General features: G+C 42.6%; 20 protein-coding genes and 3 pseudogenes. 4 read left to right on the top strand and 19 right to left on the bottom strand.

Going from position 1 to position 15,686, the window contains the following annotated elements; translation table 11 throughout:
- The 6 genes and pseudogenes from O3620_RS08920 to O3620_RS08895 all read right to left on the bottom strand — a co-directional run.
- On the bottom strand, window positions 1-615 hold the full coding sequence (locus tag O3620_RS08920) for a CadD family cadmium resistance transporter (protein ID WP_371601656.1): 615 nt from the start codon (window positions 613-615) through the stop codon (window positions 1-3).
- A gap of 299 nt (window positions 616-914) precedes the next feature.
- Window positions 915-2,978 carry a heavy metal translocating P-type ATPase gene (locus O3620_RS08915; protein WP_002893754.1) on the bottom strand — a complete coding sequence of 688 codons (2,064 nt, stop codon included), beginning with the start codon at window positions 2,976-2,978 and terminating at the stop codon, window positions 915-917.
- Between the two features lies 1 nt (window position 2,979).
- Window positions 2,980-3,258, bottom strand: coding sequence for a DUF6110 family protein (locus tag O3620_RS08910; RefSeq protein WP_002893755.1), 279 nt, complete (start codon window positions 3,256-3,258; stop codon window positions 2,980-2,982).
- A 180-nt stretch (window positions 3,259-3,438) separates the two neighbouring features.
- Window positions 3,439-4,029: pseudogene (locus O3620_RS08905) on the bottom strand (transposase); the annotation flags it as partial.
- A gap of 148 nt (window positions 4,030-4,177) precedes the next feature.
- Window positions 4,178-4,511, bottom strand: a pseudogene (locus O3620_RS08900) (diacylglycerol kinase family lipid kinase); the annotation flags it as partial.
- A gap of 3 nt (window positions 4,512-4,514) precedes the next feature.
- A pseudogene (locus O3620_RS08895) lies at window positions 4,515-4,658 on the bottom strand (IS982 family transposase); the annotation flags it as partial.
- On the opposite strand from O3620_RS08895, the gene O3620_RS08890 reads away from it, so the two are divergent.
- The 3 genes from O3620_RS08890 (at window position 4,652) to O3620_RS08880 (ending at window position 6,082) form a co-directional block, all read left to right on the top strand.
- The gene (locus O3620_RS08890) at window positions 4,652-4,942 is read left to right on the top strand and encodes a hypothetical protein (protein WP_037614148.1); all 291 of its coding nucleotides are present in this window, start codon (window positions 4,652-4,654) and stop codon (window positions 4,940-4,942) included. The pseudogene O3620_RS08895 and the gene O3620_RS08890 sit on opposite strands and share 7 nt — an antisense overlap.
- A gap of 66 nt (window positions 4,943-5,008) precedes the next feature.
- Entirely contained in the window at window positions 5,009-5,617 is a 609-nt protein-coding gene (locus O3620_RS08885; RefSeq protein ID WP_002893760.1) for a DUF1269 domain-containing protein, read from the top strand.
- A gap of 243 nt (window positions 5,618-5,860) precedes the next feature.
- On the top strand, window positions 5,861-6,082 hold the full coding sequence (locus tag O3620_RS08880) for a tyrosine-type recombinase/integrase (protein ID WP_002893762.1): 222 nt from the start codon (window positions 5,861-5,863) through the stop codon (window positions 6,080-6,082).
- Between the two features lie 109 nt (window positions 6,083-6,191).
- On the opposite strand, the gene rpsI is transcribed toward O3620_RS08880, so the two are convergent.
- The 5 genes from rpsI to rlmB all read right to left on the bottom strand — a co-directional run bounded on the left by rpsI (window position 6,192) and on the right by rlmB (window position 9,329).
- Window positions 6,192-6,584 (bottom strand): 30S ribosomal protein S9, encoded by a 393-nt coding sequence (gene rpsI / locus O3620_RS08875; protein WP_002893764.1) that lies wholly within the window; start codon window positions 6,582-6,584, stop codon window positions 6,192-6,194.
- An 18-nt stretch (window positions 6,585-6,602) separates the two neighbouring features.
- A complete protein-coding gene (rplM, locus tag O3620_RS08870; protein ID WP_002893769.1) occupies window positions 6,603-7,049 on the bottom strand; it encodes a 50S ribosomal protein L13 in 447 nt (148 codons plus the stop codon).
- 180 nt (window positions 7,050-7,229) lie between these two features.
- Window positions 7,230-8,093, bottom strand: coding sequence for a DegV family protein (locus O3620_RS08865; protein WP_268681408.1), 864 nt, complete (start codon window positions 8,091-8,093; stop codon window positions 7,230-7,232).
- Window positions 8,083-8,604 (bottom strand): NYN domain-containing protein, encoded by a 522-nt coding sequence (locus O3620_RS08860; RefSeq protein ID WP_125347298.1) that lies wholly within the window; start codon window positions 8,602-8,604, stop codon window positions 8,083-8,085. The genes O3620_RS08865 and O3620_RS08860 overlap by 11 nt, the downstream gene beginning before the upstream one ends.
- On the bottom strand, window positions 8,601-9,329 hold the full coding sequence (gene rlmB, locus O3620_RS08855; RefSeq protein ID WP_002914047.1) for a 23S rRNA (guanosine(2251)-2'-O)-methyltransferase RlmB: 729 nt from the start codon (window positions 9,327-9,329) through the stop codon (window positions 8,601-8,603). The genes O3620_RS08860 and rlmB overlap by 4 nt, the downstream gene beginning before the upstream one ends.
- 152 nt (window positions 9,330-9,481) lie before the next feature.
- On the opposite strand from rlmB, the gene O3620_RS08850 reads away from it, so the two are divergent.
- A complete protein-coding gene (locus O3620_RS08850; protein WP_002920221.1) occupies window positions 9,482-10,438 on the top strand; it encodes an aromatic acid exporter family protein in 957 nt (318 codons plus the stop codon).
- Between the two features lie 124 nt (window positions 10,439-10,562).
- Here the strand turns inward: O3620_RS08850 and O3620_RS08845 are convergent, their stop codons facing one another.
- From O3620_RS08845 to cysE, 8 genes are all read right to left on the bottom strand, one after another.
- A complete protein-coding gene (locus tag O3620_RS08845) occupies window positions 10,563-10,985 on the bottom strand; it encodes a hypothetical protein (RefSeq protein WP_002907990.1) in 423 nt (140 codons plus the stop codon).
- Between the two features lie 293 nt (window positions 10,986-11,278).
- Complete coding sequence (locus O3620_RS08840) at window positions 11,279-11,710, bottom strand: hypothetical protein (RefSeq protein WP_002920222.1); 432 nt, start codon at window positions 11,708-11,710, stop codon at window positions 11,279-11,281.
- Between the two features lie 19 nt (window positions 11,711-11,729).
- Window positions 11,730-12,122: a Mini-ribonuclease 3 gene (locus tag O3620_RS08835; protein WP_002905373.1), complete on the bottom strand. Its 393-nt coding sequence runs from the start codon at window positions 12,120-12,122 to the stop codon at window positions 11,730-11,732.
- The gene (cysS, locus tag O3620_RS08830; protein WP_371601655.1) at window positions 12,115-13,458 is read right to left on the bottom strand and encodes a cysteine--tRNA ligase; all 1,344 of its coding nucleotides are present in this window, start codon (window positions 13,456-13,458) and stop codon (window positions 12,115-12,117) included. Before cysS ends, O3620_RS08835 begins: the two co-directional genes overlap by 8 nt.
- Window positions 13,459-13,475: 17 nt before the next feature.
- Entirely contained in the window at window positions 13,476-13,997 is a 522-nt protein-coding gene (locus tag O3620_RS08825; RefSeq protein WP_000301974.1) for a dihydrofolate reductase family protein, read from the bottom strand.
- Between the two features lie 8 nt (window positions 13,998-14,005).
- Entirely contained in the window at window positions 14,006-14,770 is a 765-nt protein-coding gene (locus O3620_RS08820) for a nucleoside phosphorylase (protein WP_371601654.1), read from the bottom strand.
- A 13-nt stretch (window positions 14,771-14,783) separates the two neighbouring features.
- Complete coding sequence (locus tag O3620_RS08815) at window positions 14,784-15,002, bottom strand: YdeI/OmpD-associated family protein (RefSeq protein ID WP_002922398.1); 219 nt, start codon at window positions 15,000-15,002, stop codon at window positions 14,784-14,786.
- A gap of 30 nt (window positions 15,003-15,032) precedes the next feature.
- Complete coding sequence (cysE, locus tag O3620_RS08810; protein WP_002899011.1) at window positions 15,033-15,650, bottom strand: serine O-acetyltransferase; 618 nt, start codon at window positions 15,648-15,650, stop codon at window positions 15,033-15,035.
- Between the last annotated feature and the right edge of the window lie 36 nt (window positions 15,651-15,686).

Raw genomic sequence — 15,686 nt, 5'->3', positions numbered from 1 at the left:
CTAGCCTAACACAGCCCATAGCATGTCAAAGCTGTTGTTTTCAATCAGGATATACATCCCCAATCCTAAATAGACAACGGCAATAAACCATCTGCTATATTTTTCCAAAGTTTCTCCAACAGAAGGGACTTGTGCTAATTTTTGGGCAGAAAAAACCAAGAGATAAATCATGACTAGAAAAGTAAGTAAAGTCACTATCATATTCGCTAAATTTAAGGTGGTAAAATATGGGACAAAGACACCAATATTGTCAGCGCCACAACTTGCAAAAGTAATCATAGCGACTAGAAAAATCAGGTTTTTATTGTCTTTTCGCAAACCATCTTTTGCAATAGCTTCTCCATCAGAATCTCCTAAAAGCAAAACTTTGAGTCCTAGGAAAATTGGAATCAAACCGAGCAAACCTAAAATCTCTTTACTAGGAATATAATTTAAGACAAATGCAAAAAGTAAACTTAGCAATATTAGACTAACAGAGCCTAGAAATTGTCCTAAATAGATGTTAATGATGTCTTTTCTGCTTTTTCTTTTGGCAAAAAATAACATTAGGATAATAAGTAAGTCTACGGCTGTCCCAGAATACAGGATTATTGAAGTAACAACATTTTGAACCATAAAGCACCTCATTCAAATATATTTTTGAATGTATTTTAACATTAACCTTTGTAGATGTCAACTTAAAATCCACCAATTAATAATTGCATGTCAATATTTGTATTGTGAAACTAGTTTCAGAAATATATAGTCTTAAAGTATGTCCACTGCCAATGGTTTTTTCAATATTTAAAAGGAGAGAACCAATTTGGTCCTCTCCAGGGTATAATTTTCCACCAACCCACTACAGTTGACAAAGAGCCGTTATTCTCAAATGAGACAACTCCTTTTAGTTTTTATAACCTCAGCTTCTCGGTCTCTTACCTACTTTTAATAGAAAGACTACGAAGGACGATTCTTAAAGTAGTCAGATTGTGCAATATCGAAAGATTAGATGGGCTTAACCAATTTAACAACCCAAATCCAATTAAACTTCCATTTATTACAACTGTTTCTTGAATATTTCTTTGAATTAATTTCTGCAACGATTCAGATAAAGAATTCAATTCCTCGAAGAAATCTAAACGATTATCTAATAATAAAATATCACTCATCTGCTTAGAAATATCAGCACTTTCATTCATCACAACCCCAATATCTGCAAGCGTCAAGGCAGCAGAGTCGTTTAACCCGTCTCCAACCATCAAAATAGTTCGGCCAGCTTTCTGTAATTCCTGAACCAACTGAAACTTACCATCTGGTTTTAAATCAGTATAAACGTTGTCAAATGGCAGATCTTTAACCAACTCTTCTGTTCTAGCCAACGTATCACCAGTTGCCAGAATCAGTTTTTTCCCTTGGCGCTTTAGCTTTTTCAATGCAACTTTCGCCTCGCTTCTCAAGGGAGTGTGGATACAAAACATCCCAATTAATTCTTTCTTATAAGCCAAAAACAATAAATTGTAATGAGTCTTATATTGCTCAATCAAGGCCAGCTGCTCAGAACTAATTCTTACCTGTTCGTCTTGCATTAGTACATAATTTCCAATGACAACCGATTGACCATCAATTTGCGATTTAATCCCTTTGCTTGCAACATACTGAAGCTTGCCATGCATTTCTTCGTGTTCAATGCCTTCAATTTCAGCTTGTTTAACAATTGCATTGGCAATAGGATGATAGATATGTTCCTCCAAACATGCACTTATTCTTAAAATATCTTTCTCAGTATAATCTCCGAAAGGAAGAACCTTTTCAACCAAAGGATAACTCGTCGTGATGGTACCCGTTTTATCAAACAAGAAAGTATCCACTTCCAGATATTTTTCTAATACATCACCATCTTTAATAACCATTTCTCGATTTAGACCTTCCTTTATGGCCGTAAGGTAGGCTACAGGTGTGGATATTTTTAGAGCACATGAAAAATCCACCAATAAAAAGGAAATGGCTTTTGAAAACGAACCTGTTAACAGATAAGTCAAACCAGCACCTAAGAAGTTATATTTTACAACCTTGTCTGCCATCCTAATAAAATGACGTTGTTTTGTCTTCTTACTCTCTTCAGATTTTTTCATCAGATTGATGAGTTGCAAAATACGACTGTTTATCTGATTATCAGTCACACGAATTCTTAACTCTCCTGTTTCCAAAACAGTATTCGCACATACAGAATCTCCCTCTTTCTTTTCAACAGGGAAGCTCTCTCCAGTCAAGGAACTCTCATTGACCATGCCTAATCCTGAAACCACTTGGCCGTCAAACAAGATTTCATTACCTTGGGAGACAACTAATACATCACCTACTTGAACATCAGAACTCTTGATGCTGATGACCATGTCTCCCCGCACTAAGAAAACATCACTTTCTTTAGCAAGAAGGCTTTGTTCCAAATCTGTTGCTGTTTTTTTTAAAGACCACTGATCCAGATGATTACCCAAATCAAGCATAAACATGATGTTGCTAGCTGTCTTGGATTGGTTCATAAACAAGGACAACAAAATGGCCGAACAGTCCAAGACCTCCATGGTTAGTTCCTTGCGCGCTAAAGTTTGATAGGCTTCTTTGACATAACCCAAAGCCTGATAACAAGTCCAAATATAACGAATAGGGTAGGGTACAAAACTTCGAAACAGCAAACGCTTAATCGCTGCACCCGATACAATTGAATAAGCACTCTCTTCTCTACGAATGGGAAGAGTCATCAAGTCCGAAACTTTCCCCTTGTCAATTTTTTTTAAAAAGGCCTCTGCATTTTCTAATACAGAGAAGCCTTCTTTCATACGTAGAGTAAAGTGCTGCTGATCCATATAAAACTGAATAGAGTCGATCCCTTTTTCATCTTTAGCCAAGGAACGAAGATAATCTTGAATATCCAAGGTCAGTGAAAACGAGGACGATAATCGGATATGTTGATATCCTCTGTGTAGCACTTTAAAAGACATATTATTCACCTGTCAGGCTATCTAATTGTTCTTCTTTCTTTTCCTGTTCGTATAAATATTTAGCGTCTTGTAAAACATCATCACCGTGTTGTTTTACAACAGAAACAGATGCATCCAGTCCATCTTTCAATTTGTAAGCTTTAGCCAAGGCCTTAGAATAGCCTTTCTTAGCTTCTTTACTTGCTAAGACTTTCAAGCCAAGCGTCCCAAATGCTACCCCTCCTAAGAAGAGAGATGATTTTTTCGCAACTTTTGCGACGTTTAATACTTCTTTTAACATGTTTATTTCCTCCTTGTAACTATTGTAGCGAAAAATGACAGCAAAAGCAATTGCTGATATCTGATATATAGATAAAATTCTCTATACTGATATTTAATTATATTATGATGAAAACAATATACTTTATTTTTTGATACTGTAAATAATTATGTGTAAACACTTAAGTAGAGTTACGGAGTGTTAATTAAATAAGCTTTCAAGTGTATCAGAACATTGACCAAACCCTTTATGGATTCGTTGACTTTGCTTGAAATTATAATCTTCAAACAACGTAACTAAGTAACGTTCCAGAGCCTCCTCATTAGGAAAAAGAACCTTCTTTTTCGTTTGATGTTTGATTTCTTTGTTAAGAGACTCAATGAGGTTTGTCGAATACATGCTGTGCCAAATCTGGTAGGGAAACTGATAAAAAGTTAAAAGATTATCCGTCTTCTCCAGACTTTCCATGACTTTCCTATACTTTGGTTTCCATTCGGCGAGAAAGTCCTCTAAAGCTTGTCCTGCCATTTCTAAATTTTCAGCACGATAAATCATTATAAATTGCCCCAGAATAACCGCTCTATCTGCTCGTTTCACTTTACTAGCTAGATTTCGACTAATATGAATTAAGCAACATTGTTGTTTAGCTAATGGGTGAGCCTGACTGATAATCTGCTCAAGCCCCTTAAAGCCATCTGTAACTACAAGAGAAATCTGTTGGATTCCTTGGTTTTGAAGCTTGTCTAACAGGGTGGACCAAGAAGCATTGTTTTCTTGAGGCAACTGTGCATAGCATATCTCTATGCGACTAAAGTCGCTAGAGCTATCCTAATTGCGCACCGCCAGTTCTCATAGAAAAAAACACCTTGCAAGATGCAAAGTGTTTTCGTTTGTATTCTGCTGTCCAGCAACGAATTAACGTTTAGAGAACTGGCTAGCTTTACGAGCCTTTTTCAAGCCTGTTTTCTAGTATTTTTATATCTATTGGCAGATTATCCGACTTATCCCCATCAACATCTGACTCTAACTCAACCTCTGAAGAAATCCTAATATTGCGTACTTTGATATATTCGATATTATTGTTACCTACTAGATCCCCTTTTTAATAAATCTGGGATAGCCGATAATTTAGAAATGATGGATGAATCCTTTAAAATCAAGATATTTCCATATTCATCTGTATTTTCATCAAATAGTTTTTTGTCTGCATAGTAATTGGATAGAAGAACTAAGACCTGAGTAGCTTCACCTTCATAATTGCCATTTTCGCTTTCAAAAGGTAATAATTGCTTGTTCATAGCTTGGCGAATCAGTTGCACCAGCCAAATTAATTGTCTTGACCGACGAATAAAGCGACTTCTTTCAAGGATTCGACCATAAGGAAACAGTTGGCAGATTCTATAAAAGTGTCGATGTGATTCGGCACGCTCATCAGACTCGCTACACAGAGCTGGTACATAATATCTGCTATAATTTTCTGGAAGATTTGGTCAAGCGGTCTTTTAGCCGTGTGACAGGCATACAGGAAAAACACTATTTATTTACTTTTTGCACGGGAGGCTTTAAGATGTTGCTGGACGCCTTTCTTGATAATCACTCAGAGTCGCCAGAGTGTCTGGGCTGGGATATGGCAAAGATATACCGCTGCCTGAAACTGTTCTTTGACGCTGATAAACGCGACATATCAATTAAAATGTCGCACTAAAATGATTGAAAAGTGATTGAAACTGTATTATAATGAAGGTGTATATTTAGAAAAGAGGTACTAACTATGGAAAACCTAGTAGTTTCAGTCTTTAACACTGAAAGCGAAGCTTATCAGTCCTTTGCGGATTTGAAGGCTTTCCGCCAAACTCAGACGACCAAGGTTGCTCAAATCGCCTTGGTCAAAAATGAAAACGGTCACATCGTTGAAAAAGAACGCTATGACTTTGAAGATTCAACGACGGATGCAACCCTAGAAGGTGGCTTGCTCGGTGCAGTTATCGGGCTTTTGGGTGGTCCTATCGGCGTCTTGTTTGGTTATGGTATTGGCAGCCTCTATGGTTTGGCTGCTGGTGATACCGTTGATACGGCAGAAGCTGGCTTGATTGACGTTGTGTCTCAAAAATTGATCGACGGCGAAACAGCCGTTGTCGCCTTGGTGCAAGAAAACAACGAAGCAGTCATCGATGCTTACTTCACCAAGTACGACACCCAAATCGTGCGTTGGGATGTAGCAACCGTCGTAGCCGAAATCGAAGCAGCTCTGCAAGTCCAAGAAGACCTCTACAACCAGGCACGTGCACAAATGAAGGCTGAACGTAAAGCCGAACGCAAGGCTAAACTTGAAGAATTCAAGGCAAATGTCAAAGCAAAATTTGACAAATTGAAAGCCTAACGTCTAAGCGTCTCATAATTTAAATGTGACTGAGACGCCATTTAAAATTTATGTGCGTCGGATTCTCACAGTTAGATAATTGCGTTGACAAAGCCGTTACAGCCGTTCTTCCATTCTTTGAAAAGAATGTTTAATAGACAAGAAATCTGGACTAGTATTGGTCTGGATTTTTTTGTGAATATAGAGGTCATAGCTTTTTGACTATGCTTCGTTATAATTAGAAAAATTTTAAGTTTTATCAAGATGAAATCAGTCAGACGAAGACATCCCGAATTAGCACCAGCATCACCACACAAACTAAGACATACTGGTGCTACTCTTGCTAAACAAGCAGGTGTTTCTCTTGAAGCCTTCTCAGAAGCTCTTACTCATAGTGATAAAGAGATTACAAAAACTTACGTTAATATCAAAGATAAAGTCAATCAGACTGTAGGTGATATTGCTTTTCGTAGTTTAAAAAATTGATGGGGTGAATATGGGGTGAATTTTGGGGTGAACTTTGATTTTTTGAAACAAAAAAGACATCCAAGAAATAATTCTTGAATGTCTGTAAACGTTGATATAATCGTATTGATTAACGTTTTGAGAATTGTGATGCTTTACGAGCTTTCTTAAGACCTGGTTTCTTACGCTCAACTTTACGTGAGTCACGTGTAAGAAGTCCTGCGCGTTTCAATGAATCGCGGAAGTCTGGGTCTACTTGAAGAAGAGCACGAGCGATACCGTGACGGATAGCTCCTGCTTGACCAGCGTAACCACCACCTACAACGTTAACGAAAACGTCGTATGAACCTGCAGTTGAAGTAACTGCGAATGGTTGGTTGATGACCAAACGAAGGTCAGCGTGTGGGATGTACTCTTCAACATCTTTTTTGTTAACAGTGATTTTACCAGTTCCTGGAACAAGGCGAACGCGTGCAACAGCGTTTTTACGACGTCCAGTACCTGCATATTGTGCTTGTGACATACTTTATTGTTCCTTTCCTTAGATAAGTCCTGAAATATCAAGAACTTCTGGTTGTTGTGCAGCGTGAGTGTGCTCAGCGCCTACAAATACTTTCAGCTTCATACCTTGAGCGCGGCCAAGAGTATTGTGCGGAAGCATACCTTTAACAGATTTTTCGATCAAACGAACAGCATTCTTAGAGCGAAGCTCACCTGCTGAGATTTGTTTCAATCCACCTGGGTACATAGAGTGAGTGTAGTAGATCTTATCAGTCGCTTTTTTACCAGTCAATTTTACTTTTTCAGCGTTGATAACGATTACGAAGTCACCTGTATCAGTGTGTGGTGTAAAGGTTGGTTTGTTTTTTCCGCGAAGTACGCTTGCTACAACAGCAGAAAGGCGTCCAAGAGGGACATCAGTAGCATCCACTACATACCATTTGCGTTCAACTTCACCTGGCTTAGCCATGTATGTTGTTTTGTTCATGATTTCTCCTATGAATATCGTTTTTGTTTACAGGGCGGATGTTCCGGTCCGCGAGTTATTTGAAAGGTTCCGGGGCCTTACAAATGGGGTAAACAATACCGCCTACTATCATATCAAAAATAGTAGGCAAAAGCAATAGATTTGAAGCAATTATTTATGAAATAGCGATTTCATGTTTTCTTAGTCTTGAATGTCTTGGGCAATACTGAAGAGTCCCAAAGTTCCAGGACCGGTATGGGTAGAAATGACAGGTCCCAGAGGCATGAGGAGAATTTCCTCCACTTGGTCGCTTTCCAGCAGCTGGGCTTTTAAACTCTCAGCAACTTCTTTGGCACCTGCATAGGCGATGACCACCCGCGGATCAGCAACTCCCTCCAGAGTCATGCGGACTACTTCGGCCTGCGCCTTCTTCTTGCCGCGAACCTTAGCGACCGAGTCCAGAGTCCCGTCTCCCTTAACAGCGATGATCGGCTTGATATTGACCAAGCTCCCCATAAGCGCAGCAGTTTTGGAAATCCGACCGCCCCGCATGAGGTGATTGAGGTCATCAACCAGAAAATAAGTCTTGACCTTAGGCACCAGGCTCTCAATCAAGTCTGCTGTCTGCTCCAAGGTTTGGCCTGCCGCTCTAGCTTCTGCCGCTTTCATGACTAAAAGTCCTTCACCCATGGAAGCAGCCTTGGTATCAATGATGCGAATCAGTGCATCTGGAAAATCTTCCATGACGATTTCTCGCGCCATAACTGCACTCTGATAAGTACCCGATAGGGCCGAAGCAAAGGCTACATAGAGAACTGGCATTCCTTCCTTAGCATAGCCGCGAAAGACATCTTCAAACTGGCCGACATTGATTTGGCTGGTAGTCGGCTTACTGCCGGACTCCATCTTGTCCAGAAGTTCTTGGCTAGTCAGCTTGCCTGCACCAACCGTCTCATAAGTTTGACCATCCAGCTGAATGGTCAGGCCTAGGACCTGCACATCATTTTCCTGAGTCCAATTGTCTAGCAGGTCTGCTGTTGAATCGGTTAAAATTTTAAAGGTCATCTTTTTTCTCCATCATTTTTTGTAAATCGCGCAAAGATTGACTATCCATCGGTCGCAAGGGCGGTCTTTGCAGGTTGATTTGTCCGCTCAGTTTATTAAGGTCTGATTTGGTAACAGCCACTCGCTTCTCTAGCTCTCTAGCAGACACTCTCAAAGCCCCTTGGGCAAAGACAGTCCACTGCTCATTGAGATCGCTGGTTGCAACCGACACCTGATTTTTGGGTGTATTGAGCTCAGCTGCCAAACTCTCGATATAGTCATCTGCCGTTTCCTCCTCCTTGGTGAAAACGACTGTTACATTAAACTCCTCATATGTCTGCCGAACTCCCGGCATATACTGGGCATCAAAGACGCAGATAATTTCCAGTCCTTCAAAGCTGGCATAATTGCTGAGCTTCTGGAGCAGAATCGTTCGTGCAGCATCTAACTCTCCGCGGTTAAAGTAAGGACGAGTCTCCCGCCAAAAGGCCGTCATATTGTAGCCGTCCACCAGTAAGATTTTTCTTTTCATAGGCGATTGCGAAATACTTCATACATGAGAATAGCCGCTGCGACACTGGCATTGAGGCTCTGGACATGGCCATTCATGGGAATGGAAATCATCTCGTCCACCTGCTTTTTGATATTGCTGGAGATCCCCTTACCTTCGTTACCAATGATGAGGGCCAGCTTGCCTGCTGTATTCCACTTATGAGAAGGCGTCCCCTGCATATCTGTACCGAAAATCCAGAAACCAGCTTCCTTGAGCTTATCCAAGGTCTGGCTGAGATTGGTCACACGGGCAATGGGTATATGCTCAATGGCACCCGTTGAGGTCTTGGCCACGACTGGTGTCACACCGACGGCCCGGTGCTTGGGAATGATGACTCCAGCCACATTGGTCGCGTCAGCCGTCCGCAAGATAGAGCCCAGATTGTGCGGGTCAGTCAGCCCGTCCAAAATCAGCAAGAGAGGATTGTCTTCCTGCTCTGCTTTTTTCAACAGCACCTCGAAGTCAGTATAGGCGAACTCCGCCACCCGCAGGACAAAGCCCTGATGAACAGCTCCGTCAGTCATTTCCTGCAAGGTTTTCTTAGGCGTCCATGAGATAGAAACCTTCTTTTCCGCTGCTAAATCTTTGATTTTGTCGACCTTTTTACCACGCAGGTCGTCTTGAATGTAGAGTTTATTTCCAGTGTTAGCTGCGAGAGCCTCTGTCACCGCATGCACACCGTAGACAATATCGTTTTTTTCCATAGGACTAGTATAACACAAAGGCGAAAAAATGGCGGCAGGATTTACTCGGGCGAGACAGAATTCTGCTCTGATAAAAAGCAATCAGCAGTCCCCAAGATTCCCCACTAGTCGTGCTATAATAAAAAGAAGTCTAAAAAAGGAAACTCTTACTCATGTCTCTCCTCCAACGCACCATTAAGCTGGTACTGGCTACCTGTTTAGCTGCTTGGCTGGCTGACTTTTTAGGTCTGGCCTACTCAACTTCAGCTGGAATTATTGCCATCCTCAGCGTGACCGATACCCGCCGCAGCACAGCAAAGCTGGCTGGCAATCGCTTTTTATCTACCCTACTGGCTCTGGCTATCGGAAGCCTGACTTTTCACTTTCTAGGTTTTCACCTCGGAGCATTGGCCCTCTATATCGCAGTCTATGTACCACTGGCCTTTCGGCTTGGCTGGGAAATCGGCATCACACCCAGCACTGTCCTAGTCACCCATCTGCTCTTAGAAAAATCTACCTCCTGGTCACTCCTTGGCAATGAGCTAGCTCTATTTCTTATTGGAACTGACTTTGCACTCCTAGCCAATCTCTATATGCCCTCTCGCCAGCAAGAGATTGACAACTACCACGAGCAAGTGGAAGAACAGCTGAAAAAGATTTTGCTACGCTTTGAATATTTCTTAAAATCTGGAGACGGCCGAAATGATGCAGCTCTGATCAAGGAGCTGGACAAGATTTTGCAGCAAGCCTTGCAGCTAGTCTATCTGGATCACTCCAACCACCTCTTTTACCAGACCAACTACCATATCCACTATTTTGAAATGCGCCAGGCCCAAAATCGTATCCTGCAAGACATGGCCAGCAATATCAATAACTGCCATCTAGCAGCCAGTGAAAGCTTGATTTTAGCCCGCCTCTTCTCCCAGACCGCTAAGCAGCTGAGCCAAGAAAATCCCGCCCGAGACCTTTTGGACGAGATTGACAACTATTTGACCGTATTTCGTGAGAGGCCACTCCCTAAAACCCGCCAGGAATTTGAAACCCGTGCCATACTCCTGCAGCTCCTGCGAGACTTGGAGACCTTTATTAGAATTAAGGTGGAATTTTACGAGAATTATAAAGAAGATTAGAGGTTTTGTTTGGCAAATAAAGTACTAATACTAAAAAAGAGATAAAGGCTTTTAATCATCTTTATCTCTGAATTAAAATAATTTGTTTTCATTTCATGACATCGGCTATAAAGCTGATGTCTTTTTAATTAGGTTCTTTAGTGTCATAAACCTTGTTGCCCTTAAAATAGACGTAATAGTCCTTATCATCCTCGTCTGCCCAAACGAAGCGAGTAAACATACCTGTCACATCCAGTCCACGTGGTTTACCTAGTTTTTTGACAACGTCTTGGGCTGACATCCCTTTGGAAATACCGCTTAAACTTTCCACCTGCTTGGAAGAAGTGAATGTAATCAGCTTATTCATGACAACAGAATTTTCATCATAAGCAATAAGGATAGTATAATTATCCGACTTCCACAGGTCACCTCCACTACTTAGCTCTGAAGTTGGCTGACCCAGCTTAGCACGTACTTCATCCTTTTTAGTAGCAACCCGATCAGACTCCTCTTCAAAATAAATGAGATTGATTGATTTAAATTCTTCCCATTTATCAATATCTTGCATATCAGTAAGGGCATCCAAAGATTGACCAAAGTCATTAAAGAGAGTGTATGGATCATCTTCAATTGCAGAAGACGAACTAGATGAGCTATAGTCATAGTCATCATCAGAGTATTCTTTTTTCGAAGATGACCTCTGTTTTCTAGAGTAGCTAGAGCTAGACGAGGAAGAAGTATTACCACTTCGTCTGAAAAGAGGGACAAACATGCAGGCGCTAAGTGTCATCAGACTAAACAAGCAGACTGCAAACAATATAAATTTTTTCATAAAATTCCTTTATTCAATAATATTAAATATTACTCTTCAATATCAATTCCTTTGGATTCAAATAAATCACGTACTTCTTTAGAAAATGGAAAGATTGTTCCGTCGATGATTTTTAAATTCGAAAACTGCGATAGTTCCTTTTCACTCACATTTTCCAAATCAAATTGATCATCTTCACCATCCCATAAAGGGATTAATTGCGCATAGATATCATTACCACCATCAAAGAAGAGGCTTTCCACATTCTGAGCATACTCTTTAGGTATTTCCAACCGTTCGAAATAAGCCTCTACTTCAGGAATTGGTGTCTCATTGAAATCTTCTGGATCTACAGATAATTTCTCAGATTCACAAAAACTGTAAACGTCAAATCGTGGCTTAAGCACGTTTTGTTCATACATTAACTCCTGAATAATAGCCAACTTGAAATTAAAATTATCAAATTGTAAGAAATCACTCATAAATTAGTTCCTTTCAGAATCAGAACGAAGCCTCTATCTTCCGAATACACCAGTCAATCAGCTCTTCCAGTCGCTCAATAGATTCAGTCATATGCAGGTAGCCCATGACTGCCTCAAAGCCGGTCGACATCCGGTAGGTGACGATGTCCGTATTCTTAGCCTTGGTGTGGCTGTTGGCATTGCGGCCGCGCTTGTAGATATCTTCTTCCTTTTCCGTCAGAATCCCTTCTTCTAGCATGAGAGAGATGAGATTAGCCTGAGCCTTGGCAGAGACATACTTGGTCGCTTCCCTGTGCAGCTGATTGGGCTTAGTGAGCCCCTGAAAAATCAGGTGACGCCGGATATACATGGAGTAGACAGCATCTCCCTCAAAGGCGAGGGCAATACCGTTAATCAGGTTGACATCAGTCACGTGTCCACCTCACTCCGTCCTTAGTATCCAAAAGCTTGATGCCCTGAGCGGCCAATTCATCCCGAATACGGTCCGCAGTCGCAAAGTCTCGATTAGCACGCGCTTCTTGGCGTTCATCAATCAAGCGCTCAATGTCCGCATCCAAAACTTCTTCTACGAAGACGATACCAAAAACTTCTAAGAGTTTGGCAAAGGCTACCTTAACTTCAGCGGTGTAATTGCCAGAGTTGATCCACTTGGCTAGCTCGAAGACAACCGTGATACCGTTAGCCGCATTGAAATCTTCGTCCATAGCAGCGGTGAACTTGTCCAAAAAGGCCTGAAGCTGATCAGAGTCAGCCTGACCAGTGAAAGGCTGCTCATAGGTATTCTTCAAATACTTGAGATTAGTCGCTGCATCATGAACAGCTTTTTCTGTGAAATTAATCGGCTTGCGATAATGCTGGGTAGCAAAGAAAAAACGCAGCACCTGGCCATCAATGGTCTTGAGGGCATCGTGAACAGTGATAAAATTGCCTAGAGATTTGGACATCTTGACGTCGTCGATGTTGACAAAGCCATTGTGCATCCAGTAATTGGCAAAAGTCTGACCAGTCTTGGCCTCTGACTGGGCGATTTCATTGGTATGGTGAGGAAACTCTAGGTCTGCCCCACCACCGTGGATATCAATAGTATCACCCAAAATCTCCGTCGACATGACCGAACACTCGATGTGCCAGCCCGGACGACCTGCTCCCCAAGGGCTGTCCCAAGAAATCTCGCCCGGCTTAGCTGCCTTCCAGAGAGCAAAATCCACCGGATTTTCCTTACGAGCAGTCTCCTCATCTGTCCGACCAGAAGCACCCAACTCCAAGTCTGCCAAGGTTTTGTTGGCTAGTTTGGCATAATTGTGAGATTTTTCCACTCGGAAATAGACATCGCCTTCTGACTCATAGGCGTAGCCCTTGTCCACCAAAGTCCGCACAAAGTCAATGATTGCCTCCATAAAGTCAATCACGCGCGGATGCTGAGTAGCCGGCTTAACACCCAAAGCTGATACATCCTCACGAAAAGCCGCGATATACTTGTCCGCCACTTCTTTTGGTGTGATGACTTCTTCCTTGGCGCGATGGATAATCTTATCATCTACATCTGTAAAATTGGAAATATAGTTGACCTCAAATCCCCGATACTCAAAATAGCGACAAACCGTGTCAAAAGCTACTGTTGAGCGGGCATTGCCGACATGGATATAGTTATAAACCGTCGGACCGCAGACATACATGCGAACCTTGCCCTCTTCAATGGGCACAAATTCACGTAGGCTGCGGGTCATGGTGTCGTAAATTTTAATCATGCGGTCCACTCCCTTCTCTATTTCTGACTTTTTCGGCTGAAAACCAGCTCTGCAAAAGGGCCAAATTGTCTGAGGCTATCCAGTTGGTAAAAGCGCTGCCCTTCCTCTTGGGTAAAGAGGGGAACCCCCTTTCCTAGGATAAGGGGCGCTATCTGAATAATGAGGTGGTCGAAAAGATCCGCATCCAAGAGCGGTCCTACCAAGGAATTACCACCAATCACAAAGACATTTTTGCCTTTGTCAATCTGGTGAACAAAGTCCACCACATCCCCAGCTACTGGCTGGTAATTGCTGACAGGCAGGTGCCTATCATGCGTAAAGACATAGTTTTCCGTAGCTTGATAAAAACTTTCTACATCTTGCAAATCTTGGATTTCCTCAAAGGTCCGCTTGCCCATGATGGTGATATCCATTTGCCTGTAAAAGTCATCATAGCCTGTATCCTCTACAGAACCAAGCTGATGCAGCCAGTCTATCCTGTGCTGGCTGTCTGCCAAGTAGCCATCCATGGTGATACAGCCGTAAAAATATACTGCCATTCTTGTAGTTACCTTTCTAGTTCCTTTGCTATTGTCAAAGCGATAGTGAAAAAAGTCATGGCATCAGCTGTCCGCTCTTCATGGCGGGCATCCCAGATTCGGTTATGATGATCCACATAGTCAGCAGTGTAGAAGAACTGATAGACCTTGGTCTTGCGAAATTGACTCCAAGCCATGATAGCCGAAGCTTCCATGTCCACCACTTGGGCACCGGCAGCCAAGCGACGCTTGACCTTATCAGGTGTTTCTCGATAAAAGGCATCAGTCGTCCAAGACTTGGTGCGGATATGCTCAATATCGTGCTTGTCAAAGATGGCTTCCAGCTCGATCAGCAGAGACTCGTCATAGGCTACTTCGTCACCCGGTGGGGCATAGTGATAGCTAGTTCCTTCATCTCGCAATGCAGCTGCAGGCAGGATAATCTTGTCCGCCTCAATTGAGCGATCCAAAACGCCACAGGAACCTAGAATAATGAAATTCGTGAAGCCTCTGGCCACCAACTCCTCCAGCTGGCCGACTATCATGGGAGCCCCAATCGGAGCCAACATAACTGCCAGCTTGCTAGGTCCTTGGCCATAAATATACCATGGATGCTGGCCGTTTATGCTTTTCAAATAGCCTCCTGGATAGACTTCCTCTGACTCAATCAAACGTTTCAGAATTTCTCCATTAAAGGACAGGATGATGGTTTCGCACACCTCACCCTTGTCATGGACTGGCTTTTCAGTTGGCTCAATGACTGCAGCTACATCTTCAAATTCCTCTAATAGCATAAGTTCTCTTTCTTTAAGGCTTCAGCAAATCCGCCTTCATCTTTTCTATGCGGCGCAGCTTGGTCTCATCTTTCTTGGCTTCACTGATATAGCGAGCCCATTCGCGCTGGTGGCTAGGCGGTAGTTTGGTAAAGCGCTCCTTGGCAAGACCGTCCAAACCTTCTTTCAGTTCAAGGACTACCTGCTTTAAAATAGCATCTGATAAATCTGACATGTCGGTTCCTCCCGTCATATTTTACTTAGATAACTTTGCTAATCTTTTCTATAGACTTGATGAATGATGGCTGGCTTCACGGGCATGCTCTAGCTTGTCTAGATAGTATTCCCGTTTTTCCTCTACCTCGTGAATGGTTGGCTCGTCTTTCTCACCGTGAACACGGACAATCTTGGCTGGTACGCCAACCACCGTCACATCACTTGGAACATCAGCTACAACAACTGCACCAGCTCCGACCTTGGCCTTCTCGCCAATCTCAATTGGTCCGATAACTTGGGCATGGGCAGAGACCAGGGCACCCCGACGGACGGTCGGATGGCGTTTGCCTGTATCCTTGCCCGTACCGCCTAGGGTCACGCCGTGGTAAAGCATGGCCCCCTTCTCAACAATGGCTGTCTCACCAATCACTAGGCCACTGCCATGGTCGATGAAGACACCCGACTCAATCTGAGCGCCGGGATGAATCTCAATCTGGGTCCAGAAACGCCAGAATTGACTGTGCATGCGCGCCAGCAGCTTGAAGCCGTGCCGCCACAAAAAATGCGAGAGGCGGTGGGCCGCCAAAGCTTTGATGCCTGGATAGGTTAGCAAGACTTCTAACGACGTTCGTGCCGCCGGATCATTTTCTTTTACAATATCAATGGATTCCTTCCACCAACCCATGCTGGCCTCCTTCCTTCTCTAAACAAGGAGAGACGA

Source organism: Streptococcus sp. 27098_8_134 (assembly GCF_041431675.1).
In the GTDB taxonomy this organism is placed as follows: Bacteria; Bacillota; Bacilli; order Lactobacillales; family Streptococcaceae; genus Streptococcus; species Streptococcus sanguinis_R.
The sequence above is the reverse complement of the archived record's forward strand: the minus strand, read 5'-3'. Positions and strand labels throughout refer to the sequence as shown.